At 63.0% G+C, this 19,886-nt stretch carries 14 protein-coding genes; 2 read left to right on the top strand and 12 right to left on the bottom strand.

The window, feature by feature from the left end; genetic code table 11:
• The 10 genes from ACN9MU_RS08155 to puuE all read right to left on the bottom strand — a co-directional run bounded on the left by ACN9MU_RS08155 (nucleotide 1) and on the right by puuE (nucleotide 16,493).
• A complete protein-coding gene (locus ACN9MU_RS08155; protein ID WP_426169440.1) occupies nucleotides 1-1,026 on the bottom strand; it encodes a S1/P1 nuclease in 1,026 nt (341 codons plus the stop codon).
• On the bottom strand, nucleotides 1,023-2,279 hold the full coding sequence (locus tag ACN9MU_RS08150) for a phospholipase D-like domain-containing protein (protein ID WP_426344407.1): 1,257 nt from the start codon (nucleotides 2,277-2,279) through the stop codon (nucleotides 1,023-1,025). Before ACN9MU_RS08150 ends, ACN9MU_RS08155 begins: the two co-directional genes overlap by 4 nt.
• Before the next feature lie 13 nt (nucleotides 2,280-2,292).
• Entirely contained in the window at nucleotides 2,293-3,951 is a 1,659-nt protein-coding gene (locus ACN9MU_RS08145; protein WP_426344406.1) for a bifunctional metallophosphatase/5'-nucleotidase, read from the bottom strand.
• Nucleotides 3,952-4,075: 124 nt separating this feature from the next.
• Nucleotides 4,076-7,510 (bottom strand): TonB-dependent receptor domain-containing protein, encoded by a 3,435-nt coding sequence (locus ACN9MU_RS08140; RefSeq protein WP_426321572.1) that lies wholly within the window; start codon nucleotides 7,508-7,510, stop codon nucleotides 4,076-4,078.
• Nucleotides 7,511-7,934: 424 nt separating this feature from the next.
• Nucleotides 7,935-9,353, bottom strand: a complete 1,419-nt coding sequence (locus tag ACN9MU_RS08135; protein ID WP_426344405.1) for an adenosine deaminase family protein — start codon at nucleotides 9,351-9,353, stop codon at nucleotides 7,935-7,937.
• 27 nt (nucleotides 9,354-9,380) lie between these two features.
• Nucleotides 9,381-10,694: a guanine deaminase gene (guaD, locus tag ACN9MU_RS08130; protein ID WP_426344404.1), complete on the bottom strand. Its 1,314-nt coding sequence runs from the start codon at nucleotides 10,692-10,694 to the stop codon at nucleotides 9,381-9,383.
• Between the two features lie 2 nt (nucleotides 10,695-10,696).
• Nucleotides 10,697-11,629 (bottom strand): xanthine dehydrogenase accessory protein XdhC, encoded by a 933-nt coding sequence (xdhC, locus tag ACN9MU_RS08125; protein WP_426344403.1) that lies wholly within the window; start codon nucleotides 11,627-11,629, stop codon nucleotides 10,697-10,699.
• Between the two features lies 1 nt (nucleotide 11,630).
• Nucleotides 11,631-13,973 (bottom strand): xanthine dehydrogenase molybdopterin binding subunit, encoded by a 2,343-nt coding sequence (xdhB, locus tag ACN9MU_RS08120; RefSeq protein WP_426344402.1) that lies wholly within the window; start codon nucleotides 13,971-13,973, stop codon nucleotides 11,631-11,633.
• A 24-nt stretch (nucleotides 13,974-13,997) separates the two neighbouring features.
• Nucleotides 13,998-15,464, bottom strand: coding sequence for a xanthine dehydrogenase small subunit (gene xdhA, locus ACN9MU_RS08115; protein ID WP_426321567.1), 1,467 nt, complete (start codon nucleotides 15,462-15,464; stop codon nucleotides 13,998-14,000).
• 78 nt (nucleotides 15,465-15,542) lie between these two features.
• Nucleotides 15,543-16,493, bottom strand: coding sequence for an allantoinase PuuE (gene puuE / locus ACN9MU_RS08110; RefSeq protein ID WP_426169419.1), 951 nt, complete (start codon nucleotides 16,491-16,493; stop codon nucleotides 15,543-15,545).
• A gap of 94 nt (nucleotides 16,494-16,587) precedes the next feature.
• Here puuE and uraH point away from each other — a divergent pair, with 94 nt between their 5' ends.
• Entirely contained in the window at nucleotides 16,588-16,941 is a 354-nt protein-coding gene (gene uraH, locus ACN9MU_RS08105) for a hydroxyisourate hydrolase (RefSeq protein ID WP_426169416.1), read from the top strand.
• A gap of 4 nt (nucleotides 16,942-16,945) precedes the next feature.
• On the opposite strand, the gene ACN9MU_RS08100 is transcribed toward uraH, so the two are convergent.
• Together ACN9MU_RS08100 and ACN9MU_RS08095 are read right to left on the bottom strand one after the other, a co-directional pair.
• Complete coding sequence (locus ACN9MU_RS08100; RefSeq protein ID WP_426169413.1) at nucleotides 16,946-17,434, bottom strand: NuoB/complex I 20 kDa subunit family protein; 489 nt, start codon at nucleotides 17,432-17,434, stop codon at nucleotides 16,946-16,948.
• An 81-nt stretch (nucleotides 17,435-17,515) separates the two neighbouring features.
• Nucleotides 17,516-18,403: a helix-turn-helix domain-containing protein gene (locus ACN9MU_RS08095; protein WP_426169411.1), complete on the bottom strand. Its 888-nt coding sequence runs from the start codon at nucleotides 18,401-18,403 to the stop codon at nucleotides 17,516-17,518.
• A 99-nt stretch (nucleotides 18,404-18,502) separates the two neighbouring features.
• On the opposite strand from ACN9MU_RS08095, the gene ACN9MU_RS08090 reads away from it, so the two are divergent.
• The gene (locus ACN9MU_RS08090; protein ID WP_426169409.1) at nucleotides 18,503-19,792 is read left to right on the top strand and encodes an HlyC/CorC family transporter; all 1,290 of its coding nucleotides are present in this window, start codon (nucleotides 18,503-18,505) and stop codon (nucleotides 19,790-19,792) included.
• Nucleotides 19,793-19,886: the final 94 nt, after the last annotated feature.

The following is a 19,886-nucleotide window of genomic DNA, read 5'->3' as shown; positions in this document are numbered from 1 at the left end:
TTATGGCCAGATCTTTTGCAGCAGGCCGGCCAGGTTGTAGCCGCCCTTGATCAACTGCTCGCGCGCGAGGGCGGACGATGGCACTGGATAGCTGTCCGGCACGGTCATCGCCCACACGGTGTAGCTCTCGCCGTTGCGGCTGGTCTGCTTGCTGGCCACGCCCACTTTGACGTCGGCGTAAGCCTGCTTGGCGGCCACCAGCGAATCGTTGGCCCATTGCGCGGGCCAGGTGATCGCCTCGCCCTTCGGCAGCGTGACGACCGGTTTGCCGTCGATCGCCCATTGGCTGAACTTGTCCACCGTGCGCATGCTGCTGCGGCGCATGGCGTAGTCGACTACCGTGGTGTCCCAATAGGAGTGGAACGGCTTGGTCGGGTACTTGGATGGAGCCTCGTCGCCAGCGGGGATGCCGCTCTTGGCGCTGGCCGCGGCCAGTGCCGCTTCATCCATCTGCAGGTTGTTGCCGCCGCGCGAATCGAAGATGTTCAGGGAGTCGATTTCCTTGTCGGACTTCGGCACCACGAACTTGCCTTCCTTGTCGACGAAGGCCGCGCCAACATGCAGCGGCTGGTGGATATCGCCGGCCAGGTGGGTCAGGATCAGCAGCGCCTGGCGCGGCGTGAACTTGCCGTCGCCCTTGCCCTGCAAGGTGGCGATGCATTGCTGCAGTACCTGCACCACGTCATGTTCAGACGTGCCCGCGCCGTGCAGGTGGTATTCGGTCAGCTGGAACGGCACGTCGGTGTAGTGGTATTCGCTGTGCTTGGGATGCGCCGCCACGTAATCGTTCATTTCCTGCGTCTGCGGGCCGCAGAAAGTGCCCTTCACGCAGTCAGCCCAGTTGGCGATCTTTTCCAGGTCTTCTCCCGGTTGCAGCAGGGCCTTGACCTGCTTCTCCGCGTTGGAGCCCTTGATCAGATTATCCGCGATCGCGCCAACGATGCGGTGGCCTGCGTTACCCCAGGCCATGGCGTTGGGGGACAGGAAGGCGCCGGACAGCGCCGCGATCAATGCGAGTTTCTTCATTCTTCTTTGCCTTTGTTCGGTTTCGGGTAGTTCTTGCTGACGTCCAGCGGCTCTGCATACTGCGAGATCCAGGCCTGCTCCTGCAGCGCATACAGGCGCTTGGCCATGGCTTCGTTGCGCATCACCACTTCCATATTGCGCGACAGGTCGAAATAGCCGCCGGCCCAGTTGCTGGTGCCGACCCATGCCAGCTTGCCGTCGATGACCAGGGTCTTGCTATGCCATACGCGGGCAAATGGAATGAAGCCGGTGGAGGCTTTCGGAATCGTTACGATGCGCGCTTCCACGTTCGGCAGCATGGCCAGAGATTTCAGGTGCTGGATGGCAGGCGCCTCGAGGTTCCAGTTGGACACCAGCAGCTTGACCTTGACCCCGCGCGTGGCGGCGGCGCGCAGCGCATTGTCGACGACCGCGTAGAACGGGCGCGTGCCGTTCGGGCCGTAGCTCAATGGCGCGTAGTCCAGCATCGAAACGCGGATTTCCTGTTTCGCGTCGGCCAACAGCGCCGGCAACACGACTTCCGAATCGGGCACGCCGGCCGGGTTGAAGCCGGCCGGGCTCGCGACCAGGAAATTGGCCTCAGCCGGCAGCGTCGACGCCAGGGTGGCGGCCGCGGGCGCGCTGGCCAGGATGGGGGCCTTGGCTTGCAGCGGCGCGACCGTCTTGCCGGCGGCCAGGGCCGCTTGCGCGGACCAGTCCTGCTCGAAGATCGCCTGCACCTGGCCGACGATCCGGGCATCGCTGATGCGCAAGCCGGTTTCGTGGATGTGCGTGAACGCACGCCAGTCGAAATTCTGGCTGCCGATAAAGGCCTGCTTGCGGTCCACGGTCAGGTATTTGGCATGAATGATGCCGTTGCCTGTGAGCTGGCTGACGTCCAGTACGCGCATCTCGAGGTTCGGGATGGCGTGCACGCGTTCCACGGTGGCCTTGTCGGACAGGCCCGTCACGCCCTTCTTGTCGATCAGGAAGCGGATTTTCACGCCGCGCTTGCCGGCCGCTTCCAGACGCTCGATCACCTTCTCGAACGGCGAGCCCGGCTCGCTTGCGATGTAGAACTGGCCGATGCAGATTTCCGATTTCGCGTTGTCGAACAACTCGGTCCAGACCTCGGCGGGACCGCGCAGGTCGTCGCTCTTCAGCGTGGTTTCAACCGGCGCGGTCTGCACCAGTTCAAAGCCGGGGATCTGGAAAGCCGCGTGGGCGCTAGTGAAACATGTAGCCAGTGCGGCTGCGAGGAGATAGCGGCGCATAGCCTTCCTTTCCTTACTTGATGCGAATGATGCGCGGAACGGCTCCGTAAGTGCCGGCCGGCTTGTTGTCCTGCTCCAGGCGCACCAGGTAGCCGCGCAGCGAATCGACATCGCGCACGCCGGTCGCCGCCTGGTTGCTGCCCTGGCGGAAAGTCACGAAGCCGTCGTTGCCTTCGGCCAGGAAGTTATAGACCGCCACGCGGTAGCTGGCGCCTTCATCGATCGGCGCGCCATTCAGCTTGACGCTGTCGCGCACGATGCGCTGGCCCTTCGGCTTGCGGGTATCCCAGGAATAGGTGAAGCCTTCCGACACCTGCAGCAAGCCGCGCTTGTCGGCCTCGCTGCCGTTCCATTGCCCTTCCAGCAGCGCCAGGATTTGCGCGCCAGTCAGGTTCATCACCACGATTTCATTCCCGAACGGCAGCACAACCTGGGTTTGCGCCACGCTCACCACTTTGTCGGCACCGGCTTCGAGCGTGGTGCGGATGCCGCCGGTATTGGTGAATGCAATCTGCGCGCCCCATTTGCGGGCCGATGCGAGGATGGCGTCCGCCACCACCTGGCCCAGCGGCGATTCGTCTGCATTCGGCATCAACTGCTTGCTGATCGAAGGCACGGCGATCTTCGCCACGGGCTTGTTCAGCTCATCGCTGCTGCGTGCGCGCACTGAAGCGAGCAGCGCATCCACTTCCGGCATGCCGGCATATTTACCCGGCTCCACCAAGATATTGCGTGCACTGGCGTCGACCACGGCGCCGGTCTGGCGGTCCACCACCAGCGAGATGCGCGACAGCATATGGCCGAACTTTTCAGCCTGCGTCACCAGCTTGCCGTCCACCCGGCACAGGTAGCCAGTGTGCGAATGCCCGCTCACCACCAGCCGTATGGCGGGGTCGAGGCGCTTGACCACGTCGGCGATGTCGCCATCGAGGTCGTTGCAATATTGCTGGTCGTAGCGAGCCTTGGAATGGCCGCCCTGGTGGATCAGCACCACGAAGACCGTCGCACCTTGCGCGCGCAGTTCCGGCAGCAGGCGATTGACCGCCTGCGCCTCGTCGATGAATTGCAGGCCGCTGATGCCGCCCGCGGCCACCAGTTCCGGTGTGTCTTTCAGCACGGTGCCGATGAAGGCCACCTTCACGCCTTTCACCTCATCGATGCGGTAGGCAGGCAGCAAGGTCTGGTTGGTGCGGGTGTCGATCACGTTGGCGGCCAAGTAGCTGAACCTGGCGCCATCCCAGGATGGGTTGAATTTGCAGGCTTTCTCGGGACGAGGCGAATTTGCGCAGCCACCCCTGGCCTGGCGCAGCAGCTCCACGCGGCCGGCGTCGAATTCATGGTTGCCGACCGAAGTGGCGCGCATGCCGAGCAGGTTCAGGGCCTGGATGGTCGGCTCGTCGGCGAACATCGCCGACATGGCCGGGCTGGCGCCAATCATGTCGCCGGCACCGACCACCACCAGGTCCGGATCTTCCTTGCGCCAAGCCTGTACCGTGGCGGCCACCGCATCGATGCCGCCGGCCTTGGCGGCGTCATCGAAACGCGAAGCTTCCAGGTGGCCGTGCAGGTCATTCAGGCCTACCAGGGTCAACTCGACCTGGTTATCGGGACGCTGCGTTGCGCAGCCAGCCAGCAAGGCCGCCAAGGCCAGTGGACGCAGGAAAGGCTTCATGGGAATCGTTCTGGATAAAAGGAGATTGTACAGGTCCCGCTGCTCATGGCGCATATCGGGAAACGATATGTTACGCACAAAAAAAACGGGCCTTGCGGCCCGTTTCTGCTTCATACACTCAAGCTTAGAACTCGTAGCGCAGGGTTGCCTGGATGGCCCACTGCGACTCGCCCTTGACCTGGCGAACTTCGTAGTCTTCCACGGAATCGCGCACGCGGTACACGTACTTGCCGGTAGCTGGATCAACACCTGCGAAGTCCACGAAGGAACGAGCGTGGCCGCCGGCGGAGTTGAAGCCGACTTCGTTGATATGGCCCCACTTCTTGTTCAGCAGGTTGCCGACGTTGAAGATGTCGAAGGTGAAGGAAGCCTTGTTACCTGCGAACAGGCCAGGGATTTCCTGCTTCACGCGCACGTCGAAGGAATGGGTCCATGGAGCGAACGAATCGTTACGCTTCACGACGCCGCCCTTGGCATTACGCAGGGAGCGGTACTGGTCAACGGTCGCCCAGAAGCGGTCTTCATTGGCGTGGTTGGTTGCAGTGTCGCCCACGAAGATGACTTCACCCGAACGCGGCGCCGAAGGAATGTACATCAGGTCATTCGAGTTGGTGCCGTCGCCGTTCATGTCGTTGTTGAAGGTCCAGCTGTATGGCTTGCCGGTTTTGCCTTCATAGAACAGGCCGAAGGTGGTATTGTAGTTGCCGAAGAAGGCCTTGCGGAAGTTGATCATCGCATTGAAGCGATCCTTCACCAGGTACGAGGAGTTGGAGGCAACTTCTTCGTTCGGGTTGAAAGCCGGACGGGAACCGTAGTTCGAGCCGGAGGTCGACGAGGTCAGAGGCGAAACTTCCTTGGCGTCAGTGTAGGTGTAAGCCATCGACCAGCCGAAGCCACCCAGCAGCGGACGGCTCAGGGACACGGTCGCCAGGGTGCTGTCGCCTTCCTTGGTGTTGGTGGCGACCAGTACGTTGCCGTATTTGTCATTGCTGTTTGCCTTGCTGCGTGCGCCAGAGCACTGCGGGCTGCCTGGAGCGGTGCCGTTGGTGGTGGTCAGGCCAGTTGCAGACCAGCAACCTGGCTGCAGCGCCTTGTCGGTGTAGTACAGCGGACGGCCGTCGGTACCGATCTTCTGTGGAGCACCCAGGTTCAGGTTCTGGTAGTAGATCGAGTCTTTGGTTTTCAGCTTCAGCAGTTCTGCGCCGAATACGACGTTGTACCAAGGCAGTTCGGTGTCGAAGGCAATGTTAGCTTTCCATACGGAAGGCTGACGCAGGCCTTTGGCAAGCACATCGACGTTGGCAACTGGCGGCGAACCACCGTTCAATGTCGGCTGCTTGTTCACGTCCGGGGTGAAGATGCCGGTCGGGCAGGTCACCGAGGAGCTGCCGCACTGGATGGTCATGGTGGCCACGCCGTTGTTCTGGTATGGGTTGCCCAGCCATACGGACATGGCCGCGCCCTGGAACAGGCCGGCGCCACCGCGGATCTGGGTTGGGCGCTCGGTGTTCAGCTTGTAGTTGAAGCCAACGCGCGGCTGGAACAGCTTCTGGCCATCGATGGTGTTGGTGTTGTCCAGGCCGAAACCACCGGTCTGGCGGCCCTGGGTTGCAGCTGTGCCCGGCACTGGGGCAGCAGCCACGGCGGCGTTCAGGGTCGGCGACTCAGGCAGGTCGGCGTAGTCGACACGCACGCCGGCCATCAGGCTCAGGCGATCGTTCACAGTCCAGGTGTCCTGCAGGAACAGGCCATAGGACTTCAAGGTGAAGTGGGCGATGGCGTCGTTGAAGCTGCGGCCAGCCTGTGGCACCTGCACCGAGAAGCTCGATGGGCGACCGTTGGCGTAGTTCTCCAGCACGGCAGCGGTGATTTGCGCGTTGGTGGCAGCCCCACAAGAAGTGAGAGGCTTGTTGCCATTGAATGCGTAGCTCACGTTGTTCAGGCAAGCGAAGGTGTAGGAACCGTACACGCCCTGCAGGAAGGCGTTGGTGACTTCGTTCTTGTTCAGGTCGCCGCCGAACTTGAGCTGGTGGTCGCCCATCGCCAAGTTGCCGCCCAGGTAAGCGTCCAGGGTCTTGGTGCCCAGCACGTTACGCTGGCGCGAGAACTCGGTACCGAAGTTCAGGAAGCGGTTGCCGGTCGACACCGCCGATGGGGTGCCGGCCGGGTTAGGACCGGAGAATTGCAGGGCGATCGACGGCAGGGTGGAGTTCACCGCTGGCACGGAATCGTAGTCGCGGGTGGACAGCTTGAATTCGGTCGAGAAGTTCGGGGTCCAGTCGGAGTACAGCTGGGCTACCTTGGTCTCGATCGTCTTCTGTTGCGCGTACCAGTAGGAGTTCAGCGACAGGCCGGTATTGCTCAGGCCCGGGAACTGCGGTTCGGACTGCGCGGTCTTGGACCAGCGCACCATCAGGCGGTGGTCGTCGTTGATGTTCCAGTCCAGCTTGACCAGCTTGTCGGTGACGTCCATTGCCAGGCCTTCAGGGATCTGCGAAGTGCCGGCGTCAAAGCCATACTTGGTCCTGGAAATGTCTTGTGCCTGGGCGATCGCGTCCGGGGTGATGCCGACGTTGGTCATGTTCGAACCGATTGGGCCGAACTGCGGCGCAGCGCGCGACGATTCCAGTTTCTCGTAGCCGGCGAACAGGAACAGCTTGTCCTTGATCAGCGGCAGGCCCAGGGTTGCACCCTTGGTGGTTTCCTTGAACGGCGCCGGCGCGGTGTAGGTATCGGTCGACAGGTTGTAGCGGTCGCCTGCCAGGGTGTCGTTACGGAACACGTAGTAGACCGAACCCTTCACCTTGTTGGTGCCGGACTTGGTCACGGCGTTGATGTTGCCGCCGGTGTAGCCCTTCTGGGTGACGTCGTAGTTGGCAACGTTCACCTGCACCGACTGGATCGCTTCGATCGAGATCGGCTGCTTGGCGGTTGGGGAACCGTTGGCTTCCAGGCCGAAGGTGTCGTTCACAGCCACGCCGTCGATGGTCATCGAGTTAAAGCGCGAGTTCTGGCCGGCGATCGACATTTCGCCACGTTCCTTGTCGGTCTGGGAAACGCGTGGGTCGGCACGGGCGTAGTCTTGCAAGTTGCGGTTGATCGAACCCTGGATGGCCAGTTCGGAAGCGCTGATCGAGGTCTGCGTGCCCATATTGGTGCGCGAGAACTTCTCGGCACGTGCGGCGTTGGCGCCGGCGATGGTCACGGTCTGCATGGCCTGGCCGATGGTGGCGTCCACGGCAGCGGTTTCAGCAACTTCAACGTAGACGTTTTCACGCTTTTCGGAAACGCCGTTCTTGGTAATGGTGATCGTGTACGGACCGCCGGCGCGCAGGCCGCGTGCGATGTAGCGGCCTTCGCTGTCGGTGACGACATTGCTTGCCGAGCCAGACTCTACGTGCAGCACGGTAACGGTTGCGCCAGCTGCTGGCTTGCCGTCAGCAGCAGAAATACGACCGCCGATGGCGGAAGTCGTGTTCTGCGCGAATGCCGGAGCGGCAAACACGAGAGACAGGCTAAACGCGATTTGCGTCAGCCGGAGCCGTTTATGATTCATCATTGATATACCCCAAAAGAGAACAAAATATTGGTAAATGTCGGCAACATGCTGCTTGCCGCATTTGCGCTTTTTACTAATGTTGCAAAAATAGTAGCCGCCCAGCGATTTTAGGCACCGTTGATGACAAGGGTGCGACAGCTATATGACATTTGTGTGACGACCGGGACTTCCCAAGTGCAGTAGACGTATCTTTCCGTCAACTATGCCTGAAAGCCGCGTTTGAACACAAATTCATTTTCCCTTGCGTATTTATACGTAGGGAAAATAAATTGCCGTTCGTTATACGCTTTCCTGCAATTACCGGGGCTGTTAAGGCGGAATTATAAAGAAATGCACGCCTCTGGAGAATTTTATAAGGTTGCAGGCGGCGTAAGGGAGGCGCGCACTTGTGGCGAAAGGGCCACAAGTACGGCTAAAGAGGAGCTTACTTCAGCGAAGTTGCCACGTCGGCTTCGAACTTGGCGAAACGGCCGTCGAGTTGTTTCAACAACCGTTGTTTATCGGCGTCGGACAGGAAACCATAGCGAATGCTGTCATATGACAGCTTTTTGACCTCGGCGTAGCTGGTCTTGTAGCGGCTGGCGAACAACAGGTATTCGTTCGACAGGGTATTGCGGCTGACGCCGGTATCATCGCTCGACAGCACGAACGGCACGCCGTACTTGCGGTAAATGTTAACCGGATGCGCCTCCCCTTTCACACCGAGGATGAATTCGTTTGAAGTCAGGTTCACTTCCACCGGAATATTCTTCTCGCGCATCTTCTTCAACAGGGCCAGCGGCTGGCGCTCGTAGGCAATGTCCATGCCATGGCCGATGCGGCGGGCGCCGGCGATCTCGATCGCTTCGGCGATGTGGAACTTCAGGCCTTCCGGCGGCACCTGGCCCAGGGCCAGCTCGCCCGCGTGCAGCGACAGCTTCACGTTCGGGTATTTGGCGCTCAGGAATTTATACATGCGCATGTGCAGGTGGTAGTCGCGCATCGAGACCGGGTAATGCTCCGCGCCCACAATGTTCACCGACACCACTTTAGGATTCTGGCTAGCGATCTTGAAGCCGGCAGCCATCTGCGAGAACACGATCGACGGCGACAGGAAGCGCAGCACGAAAGGCTGGTAGCGCATGGTGAAGTTGTCGTCGTCGATGCCGGCGCTGCTGCTATCGACGTAGGCGCTGTAGTCGGCGATGCCCTTGTTGAAAGCCGGGCTGGCTTCCAGCTTGGCCAGGTAGGCAGCGAAGGCCGCTTCATCGTTCAGCTTGCCGTCGAATTCGGCGTCGAAAGTGATGGGGGCGATCTCGAACACGGTTTCGATATAGCCCACGTTTTCCGCGATCGCGCGCTCTTTCAGGCGCTTCTGGCCGTCATTGCCATTGGTCGAGGCCACGTCGTTGAAGCGCGGGAAGGTGGTAAAGAAGGCCAGGTCCGGCGCCAGCTGGTCTTCGCTATGGTTGTAGAAGTCCATGGTGGACCACTTGTGCAGGAGGGCGCGGTAAGCTACCGGGTCCTGCTCGAGTTGTGCCGCGGTCGCGCAGTTCTTGCGGTCCGCGGCCTTGTCGGCCTGCACGCTCCAGCTGGTCTTGTCGACGCAGTAGCCAAGCTTGTCGACCCATTCCAGGTACTGCTCGGCGTAGATGGAGCCGGAGTAATGGTGATGCAGGTCGCCGCCCTTCGGCATATTGTTGAAGAACATGGCCAGTTCCGCCGTCTTCGGCGCCGGGCCGGAGACCAGCGAGGCGAAATGGCGCGCAGTGATGTCGGCGTTCGATGCCGCGCCGGCCGTCGGCGCGGCAAAGACGGCGGATACCGCGGCGGCAAGCAGGAGGCTGCTGAATGGCTTATGCATATTCTTTCCTAGGCGTGGTGGAGGCGGTCAGCCCTGCCCGCGCGCATGCACCAGGCGGCCGCCCGAATAGGTCGCCGCTACGGCGCGGTCATCCCCCAGCAGCGCCAGGGCGAACAGCTGTTCTTCCAGGCTGTCGGTGTTGGCGCTGCGGCGTGCCAGCAGCGGCGTGGCCTGCGGGTCGATCACGATAAAGTCCGCTTCGCGGCCGGCGGCAAAACTGCCGATCGTGTCTTCCAGGTGCAGGCTGCGCGCGGCACCCAGCGTCGCCAGGTAGAACATGCGCATGGCAGGCAGGTAGCTGCCCTTCAAGCGCGCTACTTTATAGGCTTCATTCATCGTTTGCAACATGCTGAACGAAGTGCCCGCGCCGACGTCGGTGGCCAGCGACAGCAGCATGCCCGCCTTGTCGGCCTGCTCGAAGTCGAACAGGCCGGAGCCAAGGAACAGGTTGGAGGTCGGGCACACGGCGGCCGCGGCCTTCGCTTCGGCCATGCGCGCGCGATCGGTTTCGTCCAGCCAGATGCAGTGACCGTAGACGGCGCGCGGGCGCATCATGCCGTAGCGGTCGTATACGTCGAGATAGCTGCGCGCCTGCGGGAACAGTGTCTTGACCCAGGCGCATTCTTCCTTGTTCTCCGAGACGTGGGTTTGCAGGAAGGTGTCGGGGTACTTCTGCGCCAGCTCGCCTGCCAGTTGCAGCTGGGTTTCCGTCGACGTCGGGGCGAAGCGCGGCGTGATGGCGTAAAGCGAGCGCCCCTTCTTATGCCAGCGCTGGATCAGGGCTTCACTTTCCTCGACGCCGCGTTCGGCGGTGTCGCACAGGAAGTCCGGGCAATGGCGGTCCATCATGACTTTGCCGGCGATCATGCGCAGCCCGCGCTTTTCGCTGGCGGTGAAGAAGGCGTCCACCGATTGCGGGTGCACGGTGCCGTAGACCATGGCAGTCGTGGTGCCATTGCGCAGCAACTCATCGAGGAAGAACTCGGCCACCTGGGCGCCATGCGCCGGGTCTTCGAACTGGCGCTCGGTGGGGAAGGTGTATTGCTCGAGCCACGGCAGCAGGCCGGGCGCCGGCGAGGCGATCATGTCGGTCTGCGGGTAGTGCACGTGGCTGTCGATGAAACCGGGCATGATGATCTTGCCGCGGCAGTCCTTCACTTCGGTGCCGGGCGGCAGGGTTGGCGCCAGCGTGGCGTAGTCGCCCGCAGCCTGTACCTTGCCATCGGCCACGATCAGCAGGCCGTCCTCATGCCAGGCGTGGGCGTGTTCGATGAAGGCCGGATCGGCGTGAAAATGCAGCAAGCCTGCTCGGTAGGCTTGCACGCTGGAGGTTTTGCTCATTGCTAGTCTTTCGCCTGGGATTCCCAGACCATCAGTAATTGGGCGGCGACCGAGGCGGCAATCACCGCCGGCGCCTTGTCGATGATACCCGGTAGGCCGATCGGGCATACCATGTTTTGCGTGCTCAGGCCCTTCGCCTCGAGGCGCGAGGTGAACTGGGCGCGCTTGGTCTTGGAGCCGATCAGGCCGAACCAGCCGACCCTGGGGCGGCGCAGGATCGCCTCGCTCAGTTGCAAGTCCAGTGCGTGGCTGTGGGTCAGCACCAGGTAGCTGGCATGGTCGGGCGCCTCGTCGACGCAGGCTTCCGGCGTGTCGGTGGCTTCGATCGTGACGTTGCCTGGCACTTCGGCCGGGAACATGGCGTCGCGCTCGTCGACCCATGTCACGCTGCACGGCAGCTCGGCCAGTGCGCGCACGATCGCGGCGCCGACGTGGCCGGCGCCGAACAGGACCAGGTGCGCGCGCGGCGGCTTGACAGGATCGACCAGCCAGCGGCGGCCGCCGGCATCGGTGTGGATATGCGTTTCCTTGTGCTGCTCGTCCACCAGCCGGCATTCCGCTTCGCCGTCGATGGCGCTGATGCGGCAGCTGTCCTGGCGGCGGCGCTGGCGCAGCTGCGCCATGGACTCTTCCAGGCCGCCGCTTACCGTCTCGAAGAGCAGCCAGACCACGCCGCCGCAGCATTGGCCCAGGCTTGGGCCCAGCGGGAAGCGCTCCAGGTGCGGCGCCACCGCGCGTCCGGCGCGGCGGGCGGCGATCATTTCGCGCGCGATGGCGAAGGCCTTGTGTTCCAGGTGGCCGCCGCCGATAGTGTCGAACTGCCCGCGGGCCGTGACCAGCATGTGCGTCCCCGCCTCGCGCGGCACCGAACCTTCGGCGCGCGCGACCGTGACGAGTACCGCCGGTTCCCCGGCTGGCGTCAACCAGTCAGCCATTTCAGCCTGCCGCAGAAGGTGATTCGCCTTCGACCGCCGCGATGGCGCGCAGGATTTCTTCGCTGGTCGCAGGGGCGTTCAGCGGAGGATTGAAGCGATGCCCGCCAACTGCGGAAATCGCATCGCGGATGGCAAAGAATACCGAGAACGGCAGCAGCAGCGGCGGTTCGCCCACCGCTTTCGAGCGATGGATCGAATCCTCCACATTGCGGTTCTGGAACAGCTTGACGCGGAAGTCTTCCGGGCAATCGGAAATACCGGGAATCTTGTAAGTGGACGGCGCATGCGTCATCAGCTTGCCGGCACCGTTCCACCACAGCTGCTCGGTAGTCAGCCAGCCCATGCCCTGGATGAAGGCGCCTTCCACCTGGCCGATATCGATGGCCGGGTTCAGCGACTGGCCGGCATCGTACAGCGCGTCGGCGCGCAGCAGCTTCCACTCGCCGGTCAGCGTGTCGACCACCACTTCCGACACGGCGGCGCCGTAAGCGTAGTAGGAGAACGGGTGGCCGCTCATGGTCTTCGGGTCCCAGTGCAGGTTCGGCGTCGCATAGTAGCCGTCGGACCAGAGCTGCACGCGGGCCAGGTAAGCCTTCTGCACTAGCGCTTCGAACGGCACGCTCTGGCCGTTCACGTGGATTTCGTTGGCGAAGAAGCGCACATCGGCCGCCTCGCCGCCCAGCGTTTTCGCGGCAAACGCCGCCAGCCGCTCGCGGATCTGGCGCGCCGCATCCTGCGCCGCCTTGCCGTTCAGGTCCGCGCCGGTGGACGCCGCCGTGGCCGAGGTATTCGCCACCTTGCTGGTATCGGTTGCCGTAATGCGCACGCGTTCCAGGTCGAGGCCCAGTTCGTGCGCGACCACCTGCAGCACCTTGGTGTTGATGCCCTGCCCCATCTCGGTGCCGCCATGGTTGACCAGCACCGAGCCGTCGACATAGACGTGCACCAGCGCGCCCGCCTGGTTCAGGTGAGTGACATTGAAGGCGATGCCGAATTTGACCGGCGTCAGCGCCACGCCGCGCTTCAGCACCGGGCTGCTTGCGTTGTACGCGGCCACCGCAGCGCGGCGTGCGCGGTATTCGCTGCTTTGCTCCAGCTCCGCCACCAGCTCGTGGATGACGTTATCGACGATCACCTGGCCATAAGGCGTTTCGTTGCGCTCGGTCTTGCCGTAGAAGTTGAGACGGCGGATATCCAGCGGGTCCTGTCCCAGGTTGCGCGCGATTTCGTCGATCACGTATTCGATGGCGATGGCGCCCTGCGGGCCGCCGAAGCCGCGGAAAGCGGTGTTCGACTGGGTATTGGTCTTGCCGCAGGCGGCATGGATTTCAACGTCAGACAGGTAGTAGGTATTGTCGAAGTGGCAGACGGCGCGCGTGGCAACAGGCCCTGACAGGTCGGCCGAGTAGCCTGCGCGCGAAGTCATGTCGACCCTGGCAGCCACGATGCGGCCCGCGTCGTCGTAGCCCACTTCGTACTCGTAGTAGAAGCAGTGGCGCTTGCCGGTGACCATCATGTCGTCATCGCGGTCGGCGCGTAGCTTGACCGGCTTGCCGGTGCGCGTCGCCGCGATCGCCGCCGCGGCGGCCCACAGCGCGGACTGCGATTCCTTGCCGCCAAATCCGCCTCCCATGCGGCGGCATTCCACCGTCACATGGTGCGAATGCAGGCCGAGCGCATGCGCCACCACGTGCTGCATTTCGCTCGGGTGCTGGGTCGAGCATTGCACCAGCATGCCCTTGCCCTCTTTCGGGATGGCATAGGCGATCTGGCCTTCAAGGTAGAACTGTTCCTGGCCGCCGACGTACAGCTGGCCCTTGACCGTGTGTGGCGCCTTCTCGAACGCAGCCTGCGCATCGCCGCGCAGCAGCTTCATTGGCGGCAGCACGTAGGAGGCGGCAGCCTTGGCCTGCTGCGGCGTCAGGATGGCCGGCAGCTCTTCGTAGCCGACCACGCCGCGCTTGGCGGCACGGCGGGCGTTGGCATGCGAGTCGGCGACCACGATGAAGATCGGCTGGCCGACATACTGCACCAGGCCATCGGCCAGGATCGGGTCGTCGTGGATGATCGGACCGCAGTCATTGGTGCCCGGGATGTCGGAGGCTGTGTACACCGCGACCACGCCAGGTGCGGCGCGCACGGCGTCCAGGTCCAGCGAAGTAATGCGGGCATGGGCCTTGGACGACAGGCCGAGCGCTGCATGCAGGGTACCGCGAACTTCGGGAATATCGTCGGTATAGGTCGCCTGGCCCAGCACATGCAGCTCGGCCGATTCATGCTTGCGCGGAATGCCGACGCCGGTCCAGGTGGCGGCCTTCAGTTCAGGAGTGACGGGATGGTTCATGCTGGCTCCTTCATTCTTTCTCCATTACGCACTGACAGCGAAGGCGTTGACGGCATCGGCCGCCAGCGGCGCATCATTGCGCGTCTCGAGCCAGAAGCGGCGCAGCAGGTTCTGCGCGGTCTTCATCCGGTATTCACTGCTGGCACGCATATCGCTCAAAGGCGCATAGTCGCGCGCCAGTGCGCCCATGGCGTCGGCGAGCGCGGCCTCGTTCCAGGCGCGCCCGTTCAGCGCCGCTTCCGCCTGCGCCGCCCGCCTAGGGGTGGCGGCCATGCCGCCAAAGGCGATGCGCGCCTCGGCAACCGCCTCGCCGTCCATGCGCAAGGCGAAGGCCGCGCAGACGGCGGAAATGTCCTGGTCGAAGCGCTTGGCCAGCTTGTACGTGCGGAAGCGCACGTCCTCGCTCGGCAGGGGCACGCGTACTGCCTGCACGAATTCGCCAGGCTGCAAGTCCTTCTTCATGTAATCGAGGTAGAAGTCTTCCAGCGCCAGCACGCGCTCGCCGGCCGCGCCGCACAGCACCACTTGCGCGCCGAGGGCGATCAGCCATGGCATGGAATCGCCAATCGGCGAGCCGTTGGCGACGTTGCCGCCCAAGGTACCTGCATTGCGGATCGGCAGGGAGGCAAAGCGCTGGCGCAGCTCGCCCAGTTCGTTCGGGTAGTGCTGGCACAGGGCGTCGTAGGCGTCTTCCAGCGAAACGCCGGCACCGATTTCGATGGAACCTTCGTCCACCCGCAGCACCTTCAATGCATCGACGTGGCCGAGGTAAATGATGTCGCCCAGGTCGCGCATCTGCTTGGTGACCCACAGGCCGACGTCGGTGGAACCGGCCAGCAGCACGGCGGACGGATTGGCCGCACGCAGCTGGATCAGCTCATCGAGGGTGCGCGGGGCCAGGAAAGTCTGGCCATGTGCGCTGTAGACAGCCAGCGCATCGCGCTTGAGTGCTTCGAGCTGCTCCGCCACGCGAGCCGCGTCGAATTCAACGTTCGGCAATTCGACCATGCGCTGGGCAGCGTCGATGATCGGGCGGTAGCCGGTGCAGCGGCACAGGTTGCCGGACAGGCAGTCGTCGATTTCCTTGCGCGAGGCACATTGGCCTTCTTTTTTCAGGTACAGGCCCCACAGCGACATGGCAAAGCCCGGCGTACAGAAGCCGCATTGCGAGCCATGGCATTCGACCAGCGCCTGCTGCACCGGATGCAGGGCGCCGTTGGCCTGCTGCAGGTCTTCCACGGTAAACAGAGCCTTGCCGTCCAGCGTAGGGGTGAGCTGGATGCAGGAATTGACCGCTTTCAGCTCCAGCTTGCCGTCGACCACGCTGCCCAGCACCACGGTGCAGGCGCCGCAATCGCCTTCGGCGCAGCCTTCCTTGGTGCCGGTGCAGTGCAAGTCTTCGCGCAGGTGCTGCAGCACAGTCTGCGTTGGGGCAGCGTCTCGTACTTCATGCACGGCGCCGCGGTAGTAAAAGCGGATCGGTTCTGACATCTTGTCCTCGCAGGTCTCCTAGCTTGCAAGATAACATTACCGCACCCCATCCATATATGAAATCCCTGATTTTGAATATCAGGCGTTTCGCATATAAGGATGATGCTTGTGCCAGTGCTCGGCAATGTCGATGCGGCGCGTGATCCACACCTTGTCATGGCTTTGCACGTAGTCGAGGAAGCGCGCCAGGGCGGCAGCGCGCGCCGGACGGCCCACCAGGCGGCAATGCAGGCCGATCGACAGCATTTTCGGCTGGTTCAGGCCATCCGGGTCCCCCTCCTTATAGAGTACGTCGAATGCGTCCTTGAGGTAATCGAAGAATTGCGTGCCGCTGTTAAAGCCTTGCATGGCGGCAAAGCGCATATCGTTGGTATCCAGGGTGTACGGCACGATCAGTTGCGGCGTCACGGCCGGCTTGCCGTCGGCACCGGTGTGCGCCACTTCCTGCCAGAACGGCAGGTCGTCGCCGTAATAGTCGGCGTCATAGCGGAAGCCGCCATGCTCGACCACCAGCCGGCGCGTATTCGGCGAATCGCGGCCTGTGTACCAGCCCAGCGGGGCGCTGCCGGTCAGCTCCTTGATGATCTGCACCGCTTCCTTCATATGGGCGCGCTCGGTCTCCTCGTCCATGTTCTGGTAAGTGATCCAGCGCAGGCCGTGGCAGGCAATCTCATGGCCCAGCTCCTGGAAGGCGGCCACCGCTTCAGGGTGGCGCTGCAGCGCCATCGACACGCCGAAGATGGTCAGCGGCAGCTTGCGCTCCTCAAACATGCGCAGGAGCCGCCACAGGCCGGCGCGCGAACCGTACTCATAGATCGATTCCATGCTCATATGGCGGTTCGGGAAAGCGGCCGCGCCGATGATCTCAGACAGGAAGGTCTCCGAGGCGGGGTCGCCGTGCAGAACGCTATTCTCGCCGCCCTCTTCGTAGTTCAGCACGAATTGCAGGGCCACGCGGGCCTGGCCTGGCCATTGTGGATGGGGTGGATTGCGGCCGTAGCCGACGAGGTCGCGCGGGTAATTGCTCATGACAGGTCCGGGATTAAAGGTATATGCGCAATAATATATTGGCGTTATGGCACCGGTATATGATCTGCCGGATAAGCAAAATAAGGAATGCAAAATGGGAAAACTGAGCACTCACGTCCTCGATACCGCCAACGGACGTCCCGCCGCCGGCGTGCATGTGGCGCTGTATGCGCTGGCCGGCAGCGCCCGCACGCTATTGAAGGAGGATGTGACCAATGCCGATGGCCGCTGCGGCGCGCCGCTGCTGGAGGGCGACACCATGCAGCCTGGCCGGTATGAGCTGGTGTTCGGCGCGGGAGACTATTTCGCGGCGCTCGGCGTGGACTTGCCTGCGCCGCGCTTCATCGACCAGGTGACGATCGCCTTCGGCATCGCCCATGCGGACCAGAACTACCACGTTCCGCTGGTGGTGTCGCCGTGGGCCTATTCGACCTACCGCGGCAGCTAGTCCACTATCCGCGCAGCATGACGGCGCGCTCGCCGCGCCGCGCTTTCCGCTGCAGCTGCACCAGGCCGTACAGCAAGGCTTCCGGCGTCGGCGGGCAGCCGGGCACGTAGACGTCGACCGGCACGATACGGTCGCAGCCGCGCACCACGGAATACGAATAGTGGTAATAGCCGCCGCCATTGGCGCAGGAACCCATCGACACCACATAGCGCGGTTCGGCCATCTGATCGTATACCTTGCGCATGGCGCGCGCCATCTTGTTGGTCAGGGTGCCAGCGACGATCATCAGGTCGGCCTGGCGCGGCGAAGGCCGCGGGCACATGCCGAAACGGTCCATGTCGTAGCGCGCTGACGCGGCTTCCATCATTTCCACCGCACAGCAGGCCAGGCCGAAGCTCAGGTACCACAGGCTGTTGGTGCGGACCGTTTCCATCAGCGCGTCCAGCGAAGTGAGCACGTAACCGTCGCGCTCCAGAGTAGCTTCCAGTTCCATTTCATTCCCCTTTCGTAGCGTCGCCACGATACCGGGGAAGGAGGGAAAAATATTGTACGGAGGCGACATGCGCCGCGGCTGTCAGTCCCCGCGCGTGACGATGGCGCGCGAAGCCTCGTCATAACGCATCAGGCGCATGGTCCCGCTGGCGTCGGCAGCCGCTTCCAGCAGCGCCTTGGGCGCCATGCCGGTGTACTGGATGAAATCACGCACCATATGGGCCTGGTCATGATAACCGCAGTCGACGGCGAGCCGGGTCAGGCCGCCGTGCCGCGGCGGCGCGGCGATCATGCTCGACAAGGCACGGATATAGCGCAGCATGCGCTTGCCATCGCGCAGGCTCTGGCCGTAGCTGGCCATCACGCGACGCTCCAGCTGGCGCACGCTGATGCCGACACGGGTGGCGATTTCGTCGGCAGGCAGGGCCATCAGCAGCGGCGGCAAGGTGAATGGTTGCGCGCCGCGCCTGAAGCCGGCTTCGCGCACTGCCAGCCGCCGCGTCAGCCAATCAGCCATCAGGGCAACCCAGCCGGCGCTGTCGCCGCCGGCGCGCAGCCCCTCCTCCAGCGCGCAAGTGCCGCTCCAGTCGGGCGCGGCATCGGCCAGCAGCACCACGGCGTCGCGCAGTTCGCCGGGAGGCACGTCCAGCAGGCGGCCCAGCTGGCCCACGTCGATCACCGCGCTGATGAAGGTGGTGCCGGGCTCCCAGACCGCCGGCGTATGCGCAGACATCGGCCCGGTGATGAAGGGGGCGGTCTGCAGCCGCTCGCGCCCGTCCACGCCGCTGAAGCGCGAGCCGCCGCGGACGAAGAAGGTAATCATGGGGCAGGGAGAGGCCGGCACCAGCACCGCGCCCGGGCTGTTTCTTTCGACATGAAAATAGCGCACCACCCCCGCCAGCTGCGGCGGCGGAACCAGGGCCAGGCGCATCGGCGCCAGAATTGCATCCACGTCACGCATGGCCAGCATTATAGGGGGCTTCGCCCAGGCGTGCTGGCCGCGGCGACGACGCGGCCGGGGCCAGCGCCATGTTAGAATCGTCCCCTTACTGACTCGTCATTACGACCCTTGGATACCGTTCCCTTGTGGGCGCAATTTGCCGTCCTCGCCTTCCTGATCCTCGCCTCGGCCTTCTTTGCCATGGCCGAAACTGCCCTGATGGCGGCCAATCGCTTCCGCCTGCGCCACCAGGCCAAACGCGGCAGCCGCCGCGCCATCGCTACCCTGTGGCTGCTCGAACGCACCGAACAATTGCTGTCGCTGGTCCTGGTCGCCAACACCCTGATCAACGCCATGGCCATTGCCCTCGCCACGGCCATCGCCATTACCCAGTTCGGGCTGGAGCAGCACGTGATCCTGCTGTCGACCGTGATCGTGGTGTTCATCCTGATCGTGCTGGCCGAAATCTCGCCCAAGATCGTCGGCGCCCGCTATGCCGACCAGATCGTGCTGCCTGCTTCGCTGGTGCTGCGCCCGCTGCTGTCGGTCTCCAAGCCATTGCTGTGGTTCGTGCACCTGTTCGTCAATACCTGGCTGCGCCTGTTCCGCATCAAGCCCACTGGCCAGATCCAGGAAGGCAATCTGTCACCGGACGAGTTGCGTTCGGTGCTGCTGGAAAACGGCAGCTTCATCCCGAAAAAGCACAAGAGCATCCTGCTCAACCTGTTCGACCTCGACACCATCTCAGTGGAGGACATCATGACCCCGCGCGCCCACATCGAGGCGCTGGACCTGGCCATGCCGGTGGACGACATCAAGTCCCAGCTCACCACCTGTTTCCACAACAAGCTGCCGGTCTATGACGGCGAGATCAACCGGATCGTCGGCATCCTGCACGTGCGCAAGGCCATCGCCCTGCTGAACGAGCAGGACGAACTGACGGTCGAACATTTCCGCAAGCTGCTATCCGAACCCTTCTTCGTCCCGCAGGACACGCCGGCCTTCGCCGCCCTGCAGAACTTCCAGGAGAACAAGGAGCGCCTGGCCATCGTGGTCGACGAGTACGGCGAGGTGCAGGGCCTGGTCACGCTGGACGACATCATCGAGGAAATGATCGGCGAATTCACCACCTCCACTCCAAGCGCAGCGCGGGCCGACAGCTTCGGCTGGGACGAGCACGGCGAATGCCTGCTGGAGGGCAGCACGGCATTACGTGACATTAACAAGCGTCTGGGTTTAAACTTTCCGCTTGATGGGCCCAAGACGTTGAACGGCATGCTGTTAGAAGTATTGCAAGACATTCCCGATGCCCCCATTTCCATCAAAGTGGTCGATTGCATCGTGGAAGTGGTGCAAGCACAAGACCAGGCCATTAAAGTAGTGAAATTGCGACGTCCGGAGTTCCGCCAGGCAGAGTGAACCGTGCGGACCTTTACAAAAATGATGCCTGCAGGCATCATCCGGAGACTCACTCTTTATTAATAATCTGATAGTGCGCTCCTATGGCAGCAGT

Origin of the sequence: Pseudoduganella sp. R-32, assembly GCF_049913245.1 — a bacterium.
Lineage (GTDB): Bacteria > Pseudomonadota > Gammaproteobacteria > Burkholderiales > Burkholderiaceae_D > Rugamonas.
Note: the sequence above shows the minus strand (reverse complement) of the source record. Positions and strands in the feature narration are given on the sequence as shown.